The 16,065-nt window shown below is 63.7% G+C and carries 16 protein-coding genes; 5 read left to right on the top strand and 11 right to left on the bottom strand.

Going from position 1 to position 16,065, the window contains the following annotated elements; genetic code table 11:
• Positions 1-41 precede the first annotated feature (41 nt).
• On the bottom strand, positions 42-329 hold the full coding sequence (gene eif1A, locus WDJ60_RS04735) for a translation initiation factor eIF-1A (RefSeq protein WP_302082241.1): 288 nt from the start codon (positions 327-329) through the stop codon (positions 42-44).
• Positions 330-453: 124 nt separating this feature from the next.
• Between eif1A and WDJ60_RS04740 the strand changes: the two genes are divergently transcribed.
• Entirely contained in the window at positions 454-642 is a 189-nt protein-coding gene (locus tag WDJ60_RS04740; RefSeq protein WP_340098850.1) for a DUF7470 family protein, read from the top strand.
• A gap of 6 nt (positions 643-648) precedes the next feature.
• Here WDJ60_RS04740 and WDJ60_RS04745 read toward each other — a convergent pair whose 3' ends face one another.
• The 3 genes from WDJ60_RS04745 to WDJ60_RS04755 all read right to left on the bottom strand — a co-directional run bounded on the left by WDJ60_RS04745 (position 649) and on the right by WDJ60_RS04755 (position 3,819).
• The gene (locus tag WDJ60_RS04745) at positions 649-897 is read right to left on the bottom strand and encodes a hypothetical protein (protein ID WP_340098851.1); all 249 of its coding nucleotides are present in this window, start codon (positions 895-897) and stop codon (positions 649-651) included.
• Between the two features lie 72 nt (positions 898-969).
• Positions 970-1,143, bottom strand: coding sequence for a DUF7556 family protein (locus WDJ60_RS04750; RefSeq protein ID WP_340098852.1), 174 nt, complete (start codon positions 1,141-1,143; stop codon positions 970-972).
• Positions 1,144-1,842: 699 nt separating this feature from the next.
• A complete protein-coding gene (locus WDJ60_RS04755; RefSeq protein ID WP_340098853.1) occupies positions 1,843-3,819 on the bottom strand; it encodes a DUF460 domain-containing protein in 1,977 nt (658 codons plus the stop codon).
• A gap of 218 nt (positions 3,820-4,037) precedes the next feature.
• Between WDJ60_RS04755 and WDJ60_RS04760 the strand changes: the two genes are divergently transcribed.
• Positions 4,038-5,327 (top strand): MFS transporter, encoded by a 1,290-nt coding sequence (locus WDJ60_RS04760; RefSeq protein WP_340098854.1) that lies wholly within the window; start codon positions 4,038-4,040, stop codon positions 5,325-5,327.
• Here WDJ60_RS04760 and WDJ60_RS04765 read toward each other — a convergent pair.
• Together WDJ60_RS04765 and rnz are read right to left on the bottom strand one after the other, a co-directional pair.
• The gene (locus WDJ60_RS04765; RefSeq protein ID WP_340098855.1) at positions 5,319-6,185 is read right to left on the bottom strand and encodes a PhzF family phenazine biosynthesis protein; all 867 of its coding nucleotides are present in this window, start codon (positions 6,183-6,185) and stop codon (positions 5,319-5,321) included. The two genes, WDJ60_RS04760 and WDJ60_RS04765, sit on opposite strands and share 9 nt — an antisense overlap.
• Positions 6,186-6,678: 493 nt before the next feature.
• Positions 6,679-7,638, bottom strand: a complete 960-nt coding sequence (gene rnz, locus WDJ60_RS04770; protein WP_340098856.1) for a ribonuclease Z — start codon at positions 7,636-7,638, stop codon at positions 6,679-6,681.
• 91 nt (positions 7,639-7,729) lie between these two features.
• Here rnz and WDJ60_RS04775 point away from each other — a divergent pair, with 91 nt between their 5' ends.
• From WDJ60_RS04775 to WDJ60_RS04785, 3 genes are all read left to right on the top strand, one after another.
• The gene (locus tag WDJ60_RS04775) at positions 7,730-8,398 is read left to right on the top strand and encodes a potassium channel family protein (protein ID WP_340098857.1); all 669 of its coding nucleotides are present in this window, start codon (positions 7,730-7,732) and stop codon (positions 8,396-8,398) included.
• A 294-nt stretch (positions 8,399-8,692) separates the two neighbouring features.
• The gene (locus tag WDJ60_RS04780; RefSeq protein WP_340098858.1) at positions 8,693-9,163 is read left to right on the top strand and encodes a DUF7384 family protein; all 471 of its coding nucleotides are present in this window, start codon (positions 8,693-8,695) and stop codon (positions 9,161-9,163) included.
• Positions 9,164-9,225: 62 nt separating this feature from the next.
• Positions 9,226-9,480, top strand: coding sequence for a DUF4260 family protein (locus tag WDJ60_RS04785; RefSeq protein WP_340098859.1), 255 nt, complete (start codon positions 9,226-9,228; stop codon positions 9,478-9,480).
• A 220-nt stretch (positions 9,481-9,700) separates the two neighbouring features.
• Here the strand turns inward: WDJ60_RS04785 and WDJ60_RS04790 are convergent, their stop codons facing one another.
• The 5 genes from WDJ60_RS04790 to WDJ60_RS04810 form a co-directional block, all read right to left on the bottom strand.
• Positions 9,701-10,366, bottom strand: a complete 666-nt coding sequence (locus WDJ60_RS04790) for a non-canonical purine NTP pyrophosphatase (protein WP_340098860.1) — start codon at positions 10,364-10,366, stop codon at positions 9,701-9,703.
• Positions 10,367-10,415: 49 nt separating this feature from the next.
• Positions 10,416-10,694, bottom strand: coding sequence for a DUF5808 domain-containing protein (locus WDJ60_RS04795; protein ID WP_340098861.1), 279 nt, complete (start codon positions 10,692-10,694; stop codon positions 10,416-10,418).
• 44 nt (positions 10,695-10,738) lie between these two features.
• A complete protein-coding gene (locus tag WDJ60_RS04800) occupies positions 10,739-13,159 on the bottom strand; it encodes a DUF2298 domain-containing protein (RefSeq protein WP_340098862.1) in 2,421 nt (806 codons plus the stop codon).
• Between the two features lie 83 nt (positions 13,160-13,242).
• Entirely contained in the window at positions 13,243-14,937 is a 1,695-nt protein-coding gene (locus WDJ60_RS04805; RefSeq protein ID WP_340098863.1) for a bifunctional N(6)-L-threonylcarbamoyladenine synthase/serine/threonine protein kinase, read from the bottom strand.
• A 59-nt stretch (positions 14,938-14,996) separates the two neighbouring features.
• Complete coding sequence (locus WDJ60_RS04810) at positions 14,997-15,986, bottom strand: ring-cleaving dioxygenase (RefSeq protein WP_340098864.1); 990 nt, start codon at positions 15,984-15,986, stop codon at positions 14,997-14,999.
• Positions 15,987-16,065: the final 79 nt, after the last annotated feature.

Raw genomic sequence — 16,065 nt, forward strand, 5'->3', positions numbered from 1 at the left:
GATGGACGTGTAAAAGGCAGGTGCCGGACACGGCTACCTCGCTACTCCTGAATGTGTCCTTCTTCGCGGAGCTGGTCGGCTTCCTGTTTCTCGTAGCGCCAGGAGATATCGGCTTTCTCGTCTTGCCAGTCCCACGGCGAGACCAGCACCACGTCGTCCTCACGGATCCAGATGCGCTTTTGCATCTTGCCCGGTATCCGGGCGGTTCGCTCGACGCCATCCATACATCGAACTTTTACACGGTTTGCACCAAGCATCTCTGTGACGACTGCGAACACCTCGTCGTCGTCGGGCATCCGCAGGTCCGTCCGTCCCTCGTTGTCGCTCATACCTTCGAGTTCACCGGCGAGGCTGTTTAAGGTTTCCAACGTTTGCGACGAAATCGTGGCATTTAATGCCACACTTTTCGGCCGAATCACCGGTGTTTAAGTTCGGTGCCGCGACAGCCAGGATATGTTCGACAAACTCGGACTTCCCGGTATCGCCGGCGTCCTCTTCATGCTCGGTGGTATCGTCGTCGTCGCACTCGAAAGTCTCCTCATCGCGGGCGGCCTCGCGCTGCTCGTGGCCGGACTCGGTCTCGTCGTCTTCGGCCTCGTGAAAAATCTCCTCTCGTCGTTCGGAATGGGCGGGATGGTCTGAACGCCGCTATCTCGTTCTGGCCGGCCGAGAGCCGAGATAGCCCACGACTGCGACCAGTCCGGCGACTATCGATGTGAGCCACAGTCCCGCAATCAACACACCCCACAGCTCCGCGGTTTCCATCGACCGATTTCGCGCGTCCCAGTAGAGGACGGTCCCGAAGACGAGCGCCAGCACCGCCAACGTCGGCTCGACGCCGAGAATGGTATGGCCGCTGAGTGCGGCGGTAGCGAACGAGAGTTGGCTGACTGCCATACCGCTCCCGTCGCAAGCACCGCTCAAAATACTGTCTCCCGAGTCCTGCTTCCGTAACGACGTGAACCGCTCTTACCGCCACTCGTCGAGCGACACCGTCCTGGCGCTGTCCATCGCCAGCCACGCGTCGTCTCGCGTGATATCCGCAACGATGAGATGTCGGCCGCCGTCGATTGTGTCGACAGCACTCACGACGTCATCACTCTCTCCAGACTGACGGCCGAACGCGTTGACGGTGTCCGTCATATCCAGAAGTTTGTCGTATTGATGTATGAATGTTTTGGAATTGCACCGGCTCTACTGTATCTCTCTAAATATAGTGCTATATATTATTACGAATGGATACTGGGGTAGTGAACGGGATGGAAAACTCAGCCCACACTGACACGGCTGTGCTCTCCGGTCACTCTGCGTTCGGTAACTCAAAATATCCTGCTCAGCGACTCGGTACGTACTGATACACAGCGTCTCCGTCTCAGTTGAGCCAGGGATTGTCGATTGTTTCGAACCGGTGACTGCAGGAGGGGCAGACAACAGTGTTCGGGTTCGCCTCAGCATTTACGACCCGAAAACGGCCGCTCCAGCCGACGTAGCCACACTCCGGACAGCGGCGGATGAACGGGGGTATCATACTAGGCTCAGCTCCGTGAGTACCATACCAGAGCTGCCGGATCTGCAAAGCTCTGCTGGAGCGGCGACCACTTGCGGTGTTGTATCCGCTCGACTGCGACACTTCGAGATTTCGTTCCTTTCAGTCACTCAATCTCGCCTTGCTCGCGGTTCCACCGCTCGCTATTCGAAGGCTCCATCGCTACGCTCTGTCGCCTTCGCCCGCCCGCTCACGGGTCGTCCCTCCCCGTTCGCGGTTTCGAGGTCTCGTTCACTGGCTCGCGGTTTCACCGCTCGCCTTCCGAGGCGCTCCCGCTGGTCGCGCCTCGCATTCGTTCACTCGATCTCGCCCGCCCGATGCTCGGAAATCAACTGATCCACCATCTCACCGGTCCGTTCGCGCTCCCGTTCGATGGCCCGCTCTTCCCAGTCATCGATGGCTTCCTCGACCTCTGACTCGCGTGCGACAGCTAGCTCGTCGACCTCCTGTACGGTCACCATCTCCGCTGGCGCGACGGGAATGTCGGCCTCGAACAGCACCCGGTCGGCCACGTCCGACAGGCCGCCGTTTCGCAACACGACCTTCGGGTTTACGTCTGCCAGTCGTTCTGCCGTCGACCGGCCCGCGCCGCTGGCATCTCGCAGCAGGATCACGTCGTCCTCGGCCAGGCCGAAGCTCTGCTGGGCGGCTTCGATGTCGTCGGTCGTGAACTGCTCGATGACTTTCACCGGGACCAGTCCGGCTTTCTTCTCGGAGACGTCCGCGAAGTTCGAGTGGTCGAGCTTCCAGAGGGCTTTCAGCCGCTCTAATTTCCCTTCGAGTTCGTCGATTCGCTCGTCTTTCTCCGAGACCTGCCGCTCGAGTCGGTTATTTTCCCGTTCGAGTCTGGTGACTTCGCGACGCTGGCGGGCCTCCTTGCGCTCCTGGCGCTTCGCCGACGACAGCTCCGTCTCGTACTCGTCGAGTTGCTCGTCTTTCTGCCGAATCGTCTCCTGCAGGTCGTCGACGTGTCCTTCCAGACGGTCGACGCGGGCTTTCAACCGCTTGATCTGCTTTTCCTCTGCCGTGAGTTCTCGCTCGGTGTGTTCGCTCTCGTCCTCGCTACCGTCGCTGTCGTCCTCCTGGAGGTCCGCGAGCACCGTCTCGACGGACTCCTCGTCGGCGACGACGCGAGCGAGGACGGCCCCGATTTCGAACTGCGGTGGGACCTTGCGTGCGACGCGTTCGAACTGGTCTTCATGGTCGTCGTAGGCGGCCAGCGCCGCGGCGAGTGCGTCCCGTTCGTGGTCGTTGTCGTACCCCGCCTCGCGGGTCCGGTGTTTCTTCGTGTCGACGGGCAGATCACGGTCGGGTTCCCAGCCGGCGGCGTCGAAACTCCGCCGGATCTTCTCGACTGTCTCGGGTATCGGCTCGACGTCCGCTGCGACGATGATGGGTCGCCCTCGTTCGATTATCCACTCGATGACGGCAGCGGTGTCGGCGGTACGCGTGCTGAGCACGTCCAGCACCTCGCCGTCGAGTCCGACGACGGCGACGGCAGTGGTGGTTCCGGGGTCGATGCCGACCAGGACGTGGTCACGGCGCTTCGCCAGCGGACGAAATTCGATACCGTCCCGCCGCATGCGCTCGATCTCGATGCGCACGTCGCCCGACCGCTCTGTCGAGACGGGGAGGTCCGAGGGTCGTGCTTCGACAGTGAAAATGGCGTTCGAGAACCCGCCGTACTTTTTCGTGGCGTCGCGCTCGTACGCCAGGCCGGCGTCGTCGAGTTCGGATTCAACCTCGCGAGCGCGGCGCTTGACGGAGCCGTGGATGCGCCGCGTGTAGCGGTCCTCGCTCCACCCCCCGCCGCCACCGGTCGAGCGTCCGCGAGCGACCTTCACTTCCGTTCGGTCGGTGAAGGCAGTCACTTCCTGGCCGACGTTGGCGGCGGCGAGGCGGGCGGCCGCCTCGGCCTCTTTCATCGGGTCCTTGCCGTAGGGGACGCCGTGACGGGAGGCCACCCGGGAGAGCGGCTCGGGCTGTTCGGCGCCGGTCACCTGGACGAGTTTCGTCTCGTCGGGGAGCGAACCGAGAAAGTGGACGAGTGCGTCCTTGTTCTCGGCCAGTTCGTACATGTTGTCGGTCGCGACGATGGCCGGCACTTCGTCGTCGATGCGCCGCCGGAGTTTGCGGTAGCTGACCACGTCGCGGTCGACGGACTCGCCGTCGAAGACTGCGAGTGCGTAAGAAGGCGAGTCGCCCCGGACGTCTCCGCTCTGAATATCGACACCGAAGACGACCGCGTCGAGGGCAGCCGTGCGGGCGTTCACAGACAACGGTAGGCGGTGAGCGAGTATAAATCCACGGCGGGTCGCGCGATTTGGTGGTCCCGGATGACGCGCACTTTCTTCAAGTTCCAGGTCCGTCCGAGAGCCGTCCGAACACGACCAACGCGATCCTGTCTACATCGCAGAGCGAGTGTCGGACAGCCCGTGTCCCGGTCACGTTTCGAAACCCTGACTGTTTGGGCGGGTGAACTGCCACCTGAATGGCGAACTTGCTGGGTGTCGATAGACAGGTGCTGGCCCTGGCGCTGGCTCGGATGACCGAGTCTGTCGGCAACTCCTTTCTCATCGTCGTCCTCCCGCTTTTCATCGGGAGCAAGGCGGTCAGCGGGGCGACCTTCGGGTTGACGGAGGTCGCGATCACCGGCATCGTCCTCGCGCTCTTTGGCCTCGTCAACAGTTCCCTCCAGCCGATTACCGGTCGGCTCTCCGACCGGACCGGCCGGCGCAAGATATTCGTCCTGATCGGGCTGGTGCTCATCGCCACCGCGAGCTTCGCCTACTCGCTTGCGACGACCTACTGGCATCTCGTCCTCTTTCGAGTGCTTCAGGGTATCGCTGGCGCACTCATCATCCCGACGACGGTCGCGCTGGTCAACGATCTCGCGACCGAGAACAACCGCGGCGGCAACATGGGGACGTACAACACCTTCCGGCTGGTCGGGTTCGGCGTCGGTCCCATCGCGGCCGGCGGCGTCGTCGAGGCGGGTCCCTACACGCTCGGCGTTGCCGGGTTCGACCTCGCGCTCAGCGGCTTCGACGCGGCGTTTTACTTCGCGACGGCGACAGCCCTGCTGAGTTTCGTCCTGATATCGGTCCTCATCCGTGACCCCGACCAGCCGGAGACCGACGCCGAAGACTCCCCGCGCGGGTTCGCGGTGTTCGACCGCACCGGCCAGCAGTTCCTCGACCCGATATTTACGCTCGGTCTGGTGTCGTTTTTCATGGCTGTCGGCATCGCCCTGTTTGCCACGCTGGGTGACATCATCAACGCGCGACTCGACCAGGGCGCGACACTCTTCGGGCTGCAGTTTGCCGCGTTCGTCCTGGCCCAGATATTCCTGCAGGCACCTATCGGCCGCGCGACGGACTTCTACGGACGCAAGACGTTTCTCGTCGTCGGGATGGTTCTGCTCGTCCCGACGACGCTCGCACAGGGCCTCATCTACGACCCGTGGGTGATGTTTGCCGCCAGATTCGCGCAGGGCGTCGCTGGCGCGATGGTGTTTGCCCCCGCGCTCACGCTCGCCGGCGACATTGCCCCTGAGGGTCGGTCGGGGTCGACGCTGTCCGTGCTGACGATGGCGTTTGGCTTCGGCGTGGCCGTCGGCCCACTCGCCTCTGGCTTCCTCGTCGCCTTCGGCTTCGTCGTGCCGTTCGCCTTTGGCGCCGCGCTGGCCGCTATCGGTGCCGTGCTCGTCTGGACACAGGTCGAGGAAACGATAACCCCGGAAAAGACGCTCATTCCCGCTAACTGGCTCGACTCAAAGTAATTCGCCGCGAGCGACCGGCACCACGCTTCCGCCGATTTCGACGTGAACTGCCTCGCTTTCGTCGGACGCAGCGAGATGAAGCAGCGACGGACGCCCCATCTCGTAGCCCTGCTCGACGCGTGCCTCGACCGTCCCACCGCCGTCGGCGTGCCGTGCGAGATAGCCCGCGAGACAGCCGTTCGACGAACCGGTCGCGGGGTCCTCCGGGACGCCGTAGAAGGGTGCGAATACTCGGACTGCGAAATCGTTGTCCTCGCTCCGCGGGTCGGGACAGAACGCCAGCACGTTCTTTGCCTCCCGGTCGCCAGTCACGCCGTCGTAGGCTGCGCGGTCCACGTCGATAGCCGTCAGTGTTTCGCGGTCGACGAGCGGGACGACGATGGTCGGCAATCCCGTCGAGACGACCTGCACCGGCCACGCCTCGTCAAGTGCCGTCTCGTCGAGTCCGAGGACCGCTGCCAGTCGGTCGTGGTCCAGTCGCTCACCGAACTCGGGTGGCTGCTGTGTCATCCACAGCGTCTCCGCGCCGTCCCTGTCGTGCACTTCCACCGGCACCTCACCCACGTCGAGGTCTACCACTACCTCATCCGGTCGTCCGTCGGCGACGTGCTCGCGGATGATGTGTGCCGTTCCGAGCGTCGGATGGCCCGCGAACGGAATCTCTGCCTCCGGTGTGAAGATGCGCACCCGGTAGGGCGATTTTCGCGTCTCGACGAACGTCGTCTCCGAGAAATTCATCTCCGCAGCGATTGCCTGCATCTCCTCGCGGGAGATGTTGCCGTCGCTCTCGACGACTGCCAACTGGTTGCCGGCGTACTTCTCGCGGGCAAACACGTCGACGATGTGGAGGTCACTCATCGAGCGTGTTGTCGCTCGCCCCGAGAAAACGTCTTGCGGTCGGTAAAACAGGGTTCAGCTCGACCGGGAACGATTCGCGGGTGGTAAACTGCCGAGTGTCGTTCGACTGCTGTTGTCGTGCGTTACACCAACTTCTGGCGGACCCACGAGGCCAGCGTTCCGACTACGTTTTCGGCGCGGTCGAGATCTTCCCTAGCGGGGGTACTCTTCAAACTAAACTCCGTCTGCGAACTGCTTCGTTTCGTACTCATTTCAATATATAGTTGGGGCTCTGAATGGATAAGTGTTACACAATCATATAATTATGGGCACAAAATAATTATAATCTATATTCAAATATTCGGAGATTTAGGACTTTTACTGTCCTATTTTGGGGTCCTGTCTACGTCCCACTCTCTCATGGGTGAGACTATTCCACAACTAATTATCTCTATATAGATTAGAAAAATCTGGAAGATATATCAGATTAAAATTACTATTCCCTGCTGTCCCGCTACCTGGTCGCTCGCGTGATCGTAAACTCGCGCTCGGCATCCGGGTACGGAATTTCCACTTCCATTCCGTCCTCGGCGACGAATACGGTGTCTCCCTCGAAGGTATCTTCGCCTTCGGACTCGAGGTCGTGCCAGCCGTGGCCAGCGTAGCGCGAGGAGATGTGGGTAAGCGCCAGCCGCTTTGCACCGGCCTCGTTTGCCACCTCTGCGGCCTCGCGTGCCGTCGAGTGGCCGGTCTCTCGTGCGCGGTCGATGCAACTGTCGTCGAACATGCTGTCGTGAATCAGGAGGTCGGCGTTCTCGGCGGCCTCGATGACGTTGTTACACGGTCGAGTATCGCCGGTGTACACCAGCAGTCGGCCGGGCCGTGGTGGCCCGACGACCTCTTCAGGTTGGATTGTCCGTCCGTCGTGTTCGACGGCCTCGCCGTTGTGGAGTTTCGAGTACTCCGGGCCTGGTGAGAGACCGAGTTCCTCCTCGGCGTATTCACGGTCGAACCGTCCTTTTCTGTCTTCTTCGTCGACGACGTAGCCGACGGCGTTCGTCCGGTGGGACACGTCGATGGCCCGGACATCGTACTCCGCTTTGCTCAGCGCGACGTCACCGGCTGCGACCTGGTTGATGCGCACCGGAAACGAGGGGCGTTCGCCGGTGGCGGCGACCAGTCGCTCGACGCGCTCGCGGGTGCCCGACGGCGCGTGGATGGCCAGTGGCTCGTCGCGGCCGTTGAAATCCAGCGTCTGGATGAGACCGGGAAGCCCGAGTACGTGGTCGCCGTGCATGTGCGTGACGAAGATGTGGTCGATGTCGAAGCCAGTCCGGTAGCGCATCATCTGACGCTGCGTCCCCTCACCGCAGTCGAAAAGCAGGCGGTCGCCCTCCCGCTCGACCTGAATCGCGCTGGGATTGCGCTGGGTCGTCGGGACGGCCCCGCTCGTGCCGAGAAACGTCACGCGCATGGCGTGCTGTCAGATACCGACGGCGAAAGGCGTGTCGGATTCCCGACTTCGGGGGCTACTATTATGGGGTGTGATGACGTATCACACCAGTATGAAATTCGTCATTGTCGGTTTCGGTCGCGTCGGCAAACGGACTGCACGCATTCTCCAGAGCGAGGGTCACGAGGTAGTCATCGTCGAGCGAGACGCGGCGAAGGCTGATCGCGCACGCGAGGAAGAATTCAGCGTCATCGAGGGCGATGGCGGCGACGAGGGGACGCTCGAACAGGCTGGACTGGACACCGCCGATGCCGTTGCCGGCGTGACCGGCGATCTCAACACGAACTTCTCGGTCTGTGTCGTCGGCGAGGCCCACGGCTGTCGGACCGTCCTCCGAGTTAGCAAGGAGGTCAGCGACGAACTTTACGAGAAGTACGCCGACGACGTCGACGAGATAATCTACCCCGAACGCGTCGGAGCTGCCGGCGCCAAGACCGCGCTACTGGGTGGGGATTTCAACGTGCTCGCGGACCTCACGGAGTCGCTGTCGATTGCCAGCGTCGGCGTTCCCGAGGACTCGCCGGTCGTCGGCAAGCGCGTCGTCGAACTGGAGCTACCCGGCGAAGCCCGAATCTACGCCCACGGACGGGACAGTGAGCCGATGACGATTCCGCTCCCACAGACGACCATCGAGGCGGGGGACAGCATCGCTGTCATGGCCGACCCCGACGTACTCGACTCCGTTCGAGCGCAAATTCGCGGCGAGGGCGCAACGGTGTAGCTGTCGCTCCGGTGTGTCTCAAAAAGGGGGGGAGAGACGGGTTCGAAAACGGTCCGGGCGCGCGCTGTGGAAGGATGGGAGTTGTGAGGCCGGTACTGGCGCGCCCGTGTGAGTTGGGACTGCCACTCTACTTAAAAACACGTCAGACGCGCGTTCGACACCGATGCGTGCGGGCGTTTTTTGTCCGTTCCCGCCGATTCCCGACTATGACCTGGGCAGACTGTTTCGACCGCGCGACCGCCTACGACGTGACCGTCGCCGATATCCGTGAGACACTCGCAGACCGACGCGAGGATGACTGACGCCGACCCCACTCGCGTCGTCGCTGACGCCGACGTACTCGCGGCGGACCTCCTCGTCGGTGGGGTCGCCCGCGACGCGCTCGATCACGTCCGTGCCCACTCGTGGCTGACTCTCGTGGCCAGCGACCGCTTGCTCAACGACGCCGAGGCCGTTATCACGGCGCTTGCCGATGGCTCACTCGCCGCCGACTGGCGCGACTGTATCGAGCGCGACCGCGAGACCGTCGACCACCCCCCGGGCGATCACTCTGGACTCGCCTCGGCCTATCGGGGTGGGGCCGCCCACCTCCTCTCGTTCGACGACCAGCTGGGGAGTGCCGGCGCGAACCTCTCCCTGCAGTCGCATATGCAACTGAGCATCCGTACTCCCGACGCCTTCGCGCGCCTGTTCGACGCCGAATCGCTCTACGAGGCGACCCACGACGACGCTTACCCAGGGCCGGATCGGGACCCGCGGGCGTAGATTCCGCCGATGCGCTGCCAGACCTGTTAGCCACTCATCGTTTTTCCCTCCGAAGCCTACCATTGGTATGGAACGCTGGCCCACGCGTCGGTAGCCTCACGTACAACGTCTTTCACACCTACACGCTCCCGCTTGCACTCGCTGCCGTGGCCGTCTGGCTGGCGTCGACGGGTACACTTCACGTCGCGGCAATTTGGGTGGCCCATATCGGTGCTGACAGACTGGGCGGTTACGGCCTCAAATACGAAACCGGATTCAAACAGACTCATCTCTCAACGCAACCGGCCCCGCTCGATGCACTTACTGAGACTGACTGAGTGGCTGGGATTCTGTTTCGCGACTCACTGGTCGCTTCGCTCGCTCTTGCCAGCAGCCGATATTTCAGTCACTCACGCTGTTCGTGACTGAAACCACGCCCAGACGGTTCTGCTCGCTCGTGTCACTCGCTACGCGGACTGCGTCTGGTCTCGTTTGCTTCGCTACCGCTCAGCAAACTACCGGGAGACTCACTGTGCTCGTCTCCCGACGTATGCCTCACTATCGTTCGGCATACCATTCCCCAAACTTCGCCAACGCCCGCCCGCGGTGCGAAATCGCGTTCTTCTCCTCGGTGTCCATCTCTGCGAACGTCGTCCCGTTGTACTCGAATATCGGGTCGAAGCCGAACCCTCCCTCACCCCTCGGTGCGACGATTTCACCCGGGACGACGCCCTCGAACAACTTGACCGGGACGGCGTTTTCACCATCCGATACCTGTCGGTCAGTCGTTGCGCTGGCACGCTCGTCGGCAGCGGTGTCCTGACCGCGCCGCTCGGCGCTCTCTGCACTCCCTCGGTCGACCGGTTCCGGTGTCGCTTCGAACGCCTCGCCGTCACAGTACGCGACGACCCCACGGAATGCGGCGCTGCGGTTGTCTTCCTCCTTTGCGAGTTGCCAGACGCGCTTGATACCGAGCGTATCCTCGACGTACGAGGAGTAGGGACCTGGAAACCCATCGAGGGCGTCGATAGTCAGCCCGGAGTCGTCGACGATGACCGGTTCGCCGACGTGCTCGTAGGCCGCGCGTGCGCCGTTGGCGGCGACGGTCGCGAGGTCGTCGGCCTGTACTTCAGGATAGTCGAAATCGAGTTGCTCGACCGGCTCGTCGAGATACTCTTGGGCCTCGTGAATCTTCCCGGGGTTGGTCGTGACGAACGTAACCATCGTGTTGGCCGCTCGCGGCGGGCGGAAAAAGAGCCGTCGGTTCGCGCAGTTAATCGACGATGACTTCGACCGGCTCGTCCTCGTCGTCGGCCTCTGCGTCGGCCTTGGATTCGCTTTTGGTCTCCTGCCAGACGAGCGCGCCGGCGACGGCCAGGACAATCCACGAGCGCCAGTTGGCGAGGTTTACGGTGTAGCCGATACCGAACGGCTTCTCGACGAGCATCCCCTCGCCGGGCTGCCAGTACGAGGAGAGGAGGTTGCGGAAACTGGGCCTGTCGAAGTTGTACGGCACGCCGAAAATCTCACCGGAAGACGGTCTGTCTGCCATGTCAGGCCGTACGCCCCCCTGCTTAATGATGGTTTCCCTACGACTCACGGCTCGGCGTCGACCCATGTCCCCTCGGGGAGCGTCGAGTGGTTCACCCGATAAATCGTGACCACGTTGTTCTCGAACGCTACCGACAGTCCCGGCTGCTCCTCGAGATCTCGAAGGGTATCGCCGTACGTCTCGTTTTCGACTGCGCCGTCGTAGACGTACGCGACGTTGTGGCGACGAAGCACCGAGGCGGCATCGGACCACCGCCAGTTCTCGTCGTAGACGACGGTCGTGGCGTTGACCCGGTAGCCGACCCACTCGTCGGGCCGGTAGTTGCGCTGGTGGTGTGCCCACCCGACCAGTGTCGGCAGTCCAGTTAGTGTCGCGACTGGACTCGACCACTGGTAGCGCTGGCCCGGGGCTTCGAGGACGACTGGCCGGCCATCGCGATCATCCAGCCAGTAGATGGCGTCCATCTGTGCGCCGCGCCACCGGTCGTGGGTCTCCAGTCCGTCCAGACTGAACTCGCTGTCATCGGCCAGGACGGGACCCATCTCGTTGTACCCCGCGAGCACCGGGAACGGCGCGCTCGCGAGCACGACCGCGACGACGAGAACGCCAGCGAGGACTGCCGTCACTATCTGTTTCCCTATGTGTCGCCTATCACCACTGCCCTCAGTGGCTGCAGTCGTTCGTGTTTCGACCCGTGCTCGGACGCCAGCGAGCGCGTCCCACGCGTCAGCCAGTAGCAGCGCGGCGACGCCCCCGGCGGCCGCACCGGCCAGCGTCCAGCCCTGTACAGCGACTTTCAGTGATGTGTTCCAGCGGGCGGGGCCCTCCGGCCAGGGTGCGACCTTGGCAAAGACCAACTCCAGGGAGAGAATCAAGCCCACGCCGGCGACCAGCAGGACCCCCTCGAACCCGGCGCGGTCCGTCCGGACGAGCCACCACGCTCCCAGCAGTATCGGGCCGGTGATGGCGAGGACGGGGAACGACGGGACGGTAAGCAGTGCGCCGACCGCGACGACGCCCGCGAGGGCAGTAGCCAGTTGCCAGCGAAGGTCAGACTTGCGTACTCTCGGCCAGCCCCGGTACCAGACGAAGCCCGCAAAGAGGAGCAAGAGTGCGCCGTAGACGACCAGAAACTCCGCGAGCGCCGTTCTGGGCGGGAGAAAGCCGACACCCTCGTTTTCGGGAACGTAGCCGAAGACGAGAAACGGTGAGGCGATGGCGTAGCCGATGGCACCGACGACGACAGCCGGGACGACGGCGAGAGCGACGCGCCACGCCTCCGCCGCGAGTCGGTGAAGGCGGCTCAATGTCGGGTCCGGTCCGCGCAGACGGCTCCCGACCCGGTCGGGTAGCAGCGTCGTCGGGTGGGCGTCGGCGGCTGCCACGGCCAGCCACGTTAGCCCAACGGCGGTCGGGAGCGACCATGTGTTCATAAAGCCGAAGACGCCGGCGACGACGCCCAGCCCGCCGAACAGCACGGCGAGACGCCGGCCGCGCTGGTCGGCATCCAGTCGGTAGTAGCTAAAGGCGAGCGCCCCAGCGAGGACGATATACCCCGTCGAGAGCGTGTGGCCGTGGAGGTCCGACTTGACGAAGGAGTACATCGGGAACTCCTGGAGCGTGTCGGGGACGACGTAGCGGGTGTACCACCAGAACCACGTGTCGATGTCGCTCATCGACTGGTACATTTCGGGATAGGTTTGCCCGCTCCGCTCGGCGGCAAAGCCGAAGACTGCGCGCCCATACGCCAGTGCTGTCTCAGTCGGGAGCAGTCCGAATATCAGTCGGACTGTCGTCGTCAGTGCGCCGCCGAGTGCGACGAAGAATACGCCCAGCATCCCGCCGAGTCGGTAGGAGCGGCCGGCCGCCGACGTGACCGCTCCGGCCAGCCCGTAGGCGCTGACGACGAGCACGCCGTAGAAGGTGGCGACGCCGAGGTTGAAGCCGTAGCGTAGCGGCGTGTCCGTGAGCAGCGAGAGGCTGGTGACCTGCAACTGCGTTCCGTAGTAGTACCGCAATTCGCGGCCAGCGTACCAGAAGTCCTCCGGGGGGAGCGCCTCGGTTCGGGTCAGCGTCTTCACCAGCCCGAAGTGGAGAAACTGCTCGCCGCCGCGTGGCGTGATGCCCGGCGACGCACCGCGGAAGAACGCGAGCAGGAGAAAACCGGCGAGAAAGACGGCGTACGCGCCAGCGACCGCTCGCCAGTCAGGTCTCGCACCCTGTCGGTACGCGATCGCGCTGGCTCCGGCGACAGTCAGTACGCCGAAGGCGACGGTGTGGACGCCGAAGGTGAGCTGCCCTACGAGAAAGACCACGGTTGCCAGTCCGACCAGTGTCACTGGGAGGGAGAAGGCAGCACCGCGGCGTGGCAGGCGCGGAAAGAGCCACGCCGACAGCGGTGCGCCGACGACTGCGAGCACTGCGAGGACGACGAGCCACTTGCTCACCAGCAGCCATTCCATCATTCAGTTGTCGGTTTCCGGTTCCGGATAAGCCTTCTGTCACTCTCACGAGTAGGCCGCCGCTATCTTCGACTACTGGGGGCTGATTACTGGTATCGGCCACGCCCTTCGATATCTCGCAGTCTGTCCAGAACGGCCGAATCACCGACTGCTCGATACGCCTCCTCGGCAGCGGCGCGCAGTTCGTCGGCGTCGTCGCTCGTCCCGTCGAGACTCTGCTCGAAGACGTGGAGGTCCATCGCGTGGTCCTCCGGATGCTGGGTGTAGTAGCCCAGTCCGAAGTCGATGAGAAATACGTCCGGGCCGTCTTTGCTGCTATTTCGATTGACCCGGACGTTCCGCGTCGTCGGGTCGCCGTGGACGAACCCAGCCTCGTGGATGGCTGCCAGCGACTCGGCGACGGCGCGGACGTTCGACGCTGTCAGCGCTTCCCGGAGGTCACAGTCGCCGACGTGCTGGAAGACGATTGTCGTCTCCCGGGTGTCGACGTCACGAATGACCGGCGTCGGCACGCCGGCCCGCCGCGCTTCGCTAGTCAGACGCGCCTCTTTGCGGGTCCGCTGGCTTCGCAACTGCTCATCCAGCGCTGGATGGCGGTAGCTCCGTGGGAGGCGCTCCTTCACGACTCTACTGCCCTCGAAGGAAACAGTCGCCTCGGCACCCTGGACCCGTTCGCCGTCGCTCTCGTTCGCTCGCTCTTCGGCGGACGCCGTAAACGGCTCTTTCCCGCGCCAGCTCACGGCCACCTGGTCGGGCCGGAAATCTGCGTCGATGCCAGAATCCTCGATGTCCAGAGTATCGCCGGCGGCGCACATCTTCGCGCCCAGCACCGCAATCATGCCGGCGTTGTCCCGGAGAAATCGGTTCTCGGGCGCGTAGAACTTCGCACCGCGTTGTTCGCACATCGTTGCCAGCATCTCCCGTAACCGCTCGTTCTGCCCGACGCCACCGCCGAGAACGAGTTCGTCGCTGCCGGTCAGCGAGAGTGCGCGTTCGGTGACTTCGGTCAGCATGGCGAAGATGTTCTCCTGGAGCGAGAAGCAGATGTCCTCGACCGCTTCCCCGCCGTCGGAACTCTGTTCCGACGAGCCTCCGCTCGCGTCGCTCGCGGAGACGCTGTCGGCGGCGTCCTTGGCGGCGCTCATGATACCCGAAAACGAGAAGTCCATCCCCTTGACGACGTAGGGCATGTCGATGTACTCGCCCTCCTTGGCTTTCTTTTCGACTTTTGGGCCGCCGGGGTGAGACCAGCCAAGGTGGCGGGTGAACTTGTCGATTGCGTTGCCGACGCCGGTGTCCATCGTCTCTCCCAGCACGCGGTAGCGGCCGTTGCGATAGCCCAGAACGTGGGCATTCGCGCCGCTGGCGTTCAGACAGACCGGCGAGTCGAAGCCGGACTGGTGGCGGCCGATTTCGAGGTGGGCCACCATGTGGTTGACGCCGACCAGCGGCACGTCCAGTCGCTGGGCAACAGCACGGGCAGCGGTGCCCGCGATGCGAAGACAGGGGCCGAGGCCAGGGCCACGCGAGAAGGCCACGCAGTCGACCGGTGGGTCGGCATCCGTTCGCCCGCGTGCGTGAGCGAGCGCGCGCTCGACGACTTCGGGAACGTGGTCGGCCATGTGTTCGGCGGCCTCCCTGGGATGCAGCCCGCCGCTGTCGGGCTGATAGGCCTCGGTTTCGATTGTCACCTCGTCGCTCGTAACGTCGTAGACGGCGGCGCTGGCAGCCCACGCTGTCCCCTCGATACCCAGGACGCGCCGTGGACTGGTGTCGGTCATGGCCTGTGGTCGGACAGCGAGCGAAAAGACGACTTCGGTCTGCGGTGGCCGGTGCTGTGTCAGTCGCCGGCTTCCACCGTCTCTGCCGTCGGAATCGTCACGTCTGGCAGGCCGGCCTCTATCTGCTCGCGCTGGGCTTCGAACTTGCCGGGGAGGACCAGCCGTCCCCCGAGTTCGTCGAGCGGTTCGTCGCTGGTGTAGCCCGGCTCACTCGTCGCGAGTTCGAACAGCACGCCGCCGTGCTCGCGGAAGTAGACCGACCGGAACCAGTGACGGTCGATCTGCTGTGTCGGGCTCAGCCCCTCGGACCGGACGGCGTCGCGCATCGCCGCCTGGTCCTCGTCGGTCGGCGTCTGGAACGCGACGTGGTGGACCGTGCCGTGACCCTGACGGCCACCCTCGACGGTCGGGAGGACATCGACGTACGAGCCGACGGGGCCGGCCGCTTCGAAGCGGGTTCGCTCATCGCCGGGCGTGTCACCCTGTGCCTGCTCCGTTCCCTGTTCTTCCAGTCCCATTGTTCGGAGCAGGTCCATCGTCGGCTGGGGGTCTGCCAGCCAGAGCGTCACCGAGTGGAAGCCGCGGATGGCGGCGTCTTCGGGGACGAACTCCGTCCACGGCACAGTCGGATCGTCGTCAGGAATCTCGACTTCGACCAGTTCGACCGGCAGTCCGTCCGGGTCCCGGAAGGGGAGGACAGTCTCGCCGAACCGCTCGACGCGGTCGTCGTAGTCGACGTCGTACTCGTCGAAGCGGTCTTCCCAGTAGTCGAGGCTCCCCTCGGGCACGCGAAACGCGGTCCGGGAGACCTGTCCGGACCCGACTTTGCCCGAAGAGAGGTCTTCCCAGGGGAAGAACGTCATACTCGTCCCCGGCGTTCCCTCGGCGTCTGCGAAGAAGAAGTGGTAGGTGCCGGGGTCGTCCTGGTTGATAGAGCGCTTGACCAGTCGGAGACCCAGCGTTTCGACCCAGAAGTCGATGTTTCGCTGCGGGTCGCCCGCAACGCACGTCACGTGGTGAATGCCCGGTGTCGGCGGAACGTCAGTCATCGCTGATGTATACGCACTGGAAGGTCTTGAATACGTGCTGACGTGCGTGTCACCGGGTGACGACTGTGGCTATGGCTGT

Source organism: Salinibaculum salinum, from assembly GCF_037645885.1.
Lineage (GTDB): Archaea > Halobacteriota > Halobacteria > Halobacteriales > Haloarculaceae > Salinibaculum > Salinibaculum salinum.

Coding starts and splice junctions, on each gene's coding strand:
- WDJ60_RS04745 (WP_340098851.1), bottom strand. CDS start 897: ATGGCAGTCAGCCAACTCTCGTTCGCTACCGCCGCACTCAGCGGCCAT.
- WDJ60_RS04740 (WP_340098850.1), top strand. CDS start 454: ATGTTCGACAAACTCGGACTTCCCGGTATCGCCGGCGTCCTCTTCATG.
- rnz (WP_340098856.1), bottom strand. CDS start 7,638: ATGCGCGTGACGTTTCTCGGCACGAGCGGGGCCGTCCCGACGACCCAG.
- WDJ60_RS04765 (WP_340098855.1), bottom strand. CDS start 6,185: ATGAGTGACCTCCACATCGTCGACGTGTTTGCCCGCGAGAAGTACGCC.
- WDJ60_RS04760 (WP_340098854.1), top strand. CDS start 4,038: ATGGCGAACTTGCTGGGTGTCGATAGACAGGTGCTGGCCCTGGCGCTG.
- WDJ60_RS04775 (WP_340098857.1), top strand. CDS start 7,730: ATGAAATTCGTCATTGTCGGTTTCGGTCGCGTCGGCAAACGGACTGCA.
- WDJ60_RS04795 (WP_340098861.1), bottom strand. CDS start 10,694: ATGGCAGACAGACCGTCTTCCGGTGAGATTTTCGGCGTGCCGTACAAC.
- eif1A (WP_302082241.1), bottom strand. CDS start 329: ATGAGCGACAACGAGGGACGGACGGACCTGCGGATGCCCGACGACGAC.
- WDJ60_RS04805 (WP_340098863.1), bottom strand. CDS start 14,937: ATGACCGACACCAGTCCACGGCGCGTCCTGGGTATCGAGGGGACAGCG.
- WDJ60_RS04800 (WP_340098862.1), bottom strand. CDS start 13,159: ATGATGGAATGGCTGCTGGTGAGCAAGTGGCTCGTCGTCCTCGCAGTG.
- WDJ60_RS04810 (WP_340098864.1), bottom strand. CDS start 15,986: ATGACTGACGTTCCGCCGACACCGGGCATTCACCACGTGACGTGCGTT.
- WDJ60_RS04780 (WP_340098858.1), top strand. CDS start 8,693: ATGACTGACGCCGACCCCACTCGCGTCGTCGCTGACGCCGACGTACTC.
- WDJ60_RS04750 (WP_340098852.1), bottom strand. CDS start 1,143: ATGACGGACACCGTCAACGCGTTCGGCCGTCAGTCTGGAGAGAGTGAT.
- WDJ60_RS04790 (WP_340098860.1), bottom strand. CDS start 10,366: ATGGTTACGTTCGTCACGACCAACCCCGGGAAGATTCACGAGGCCCAA.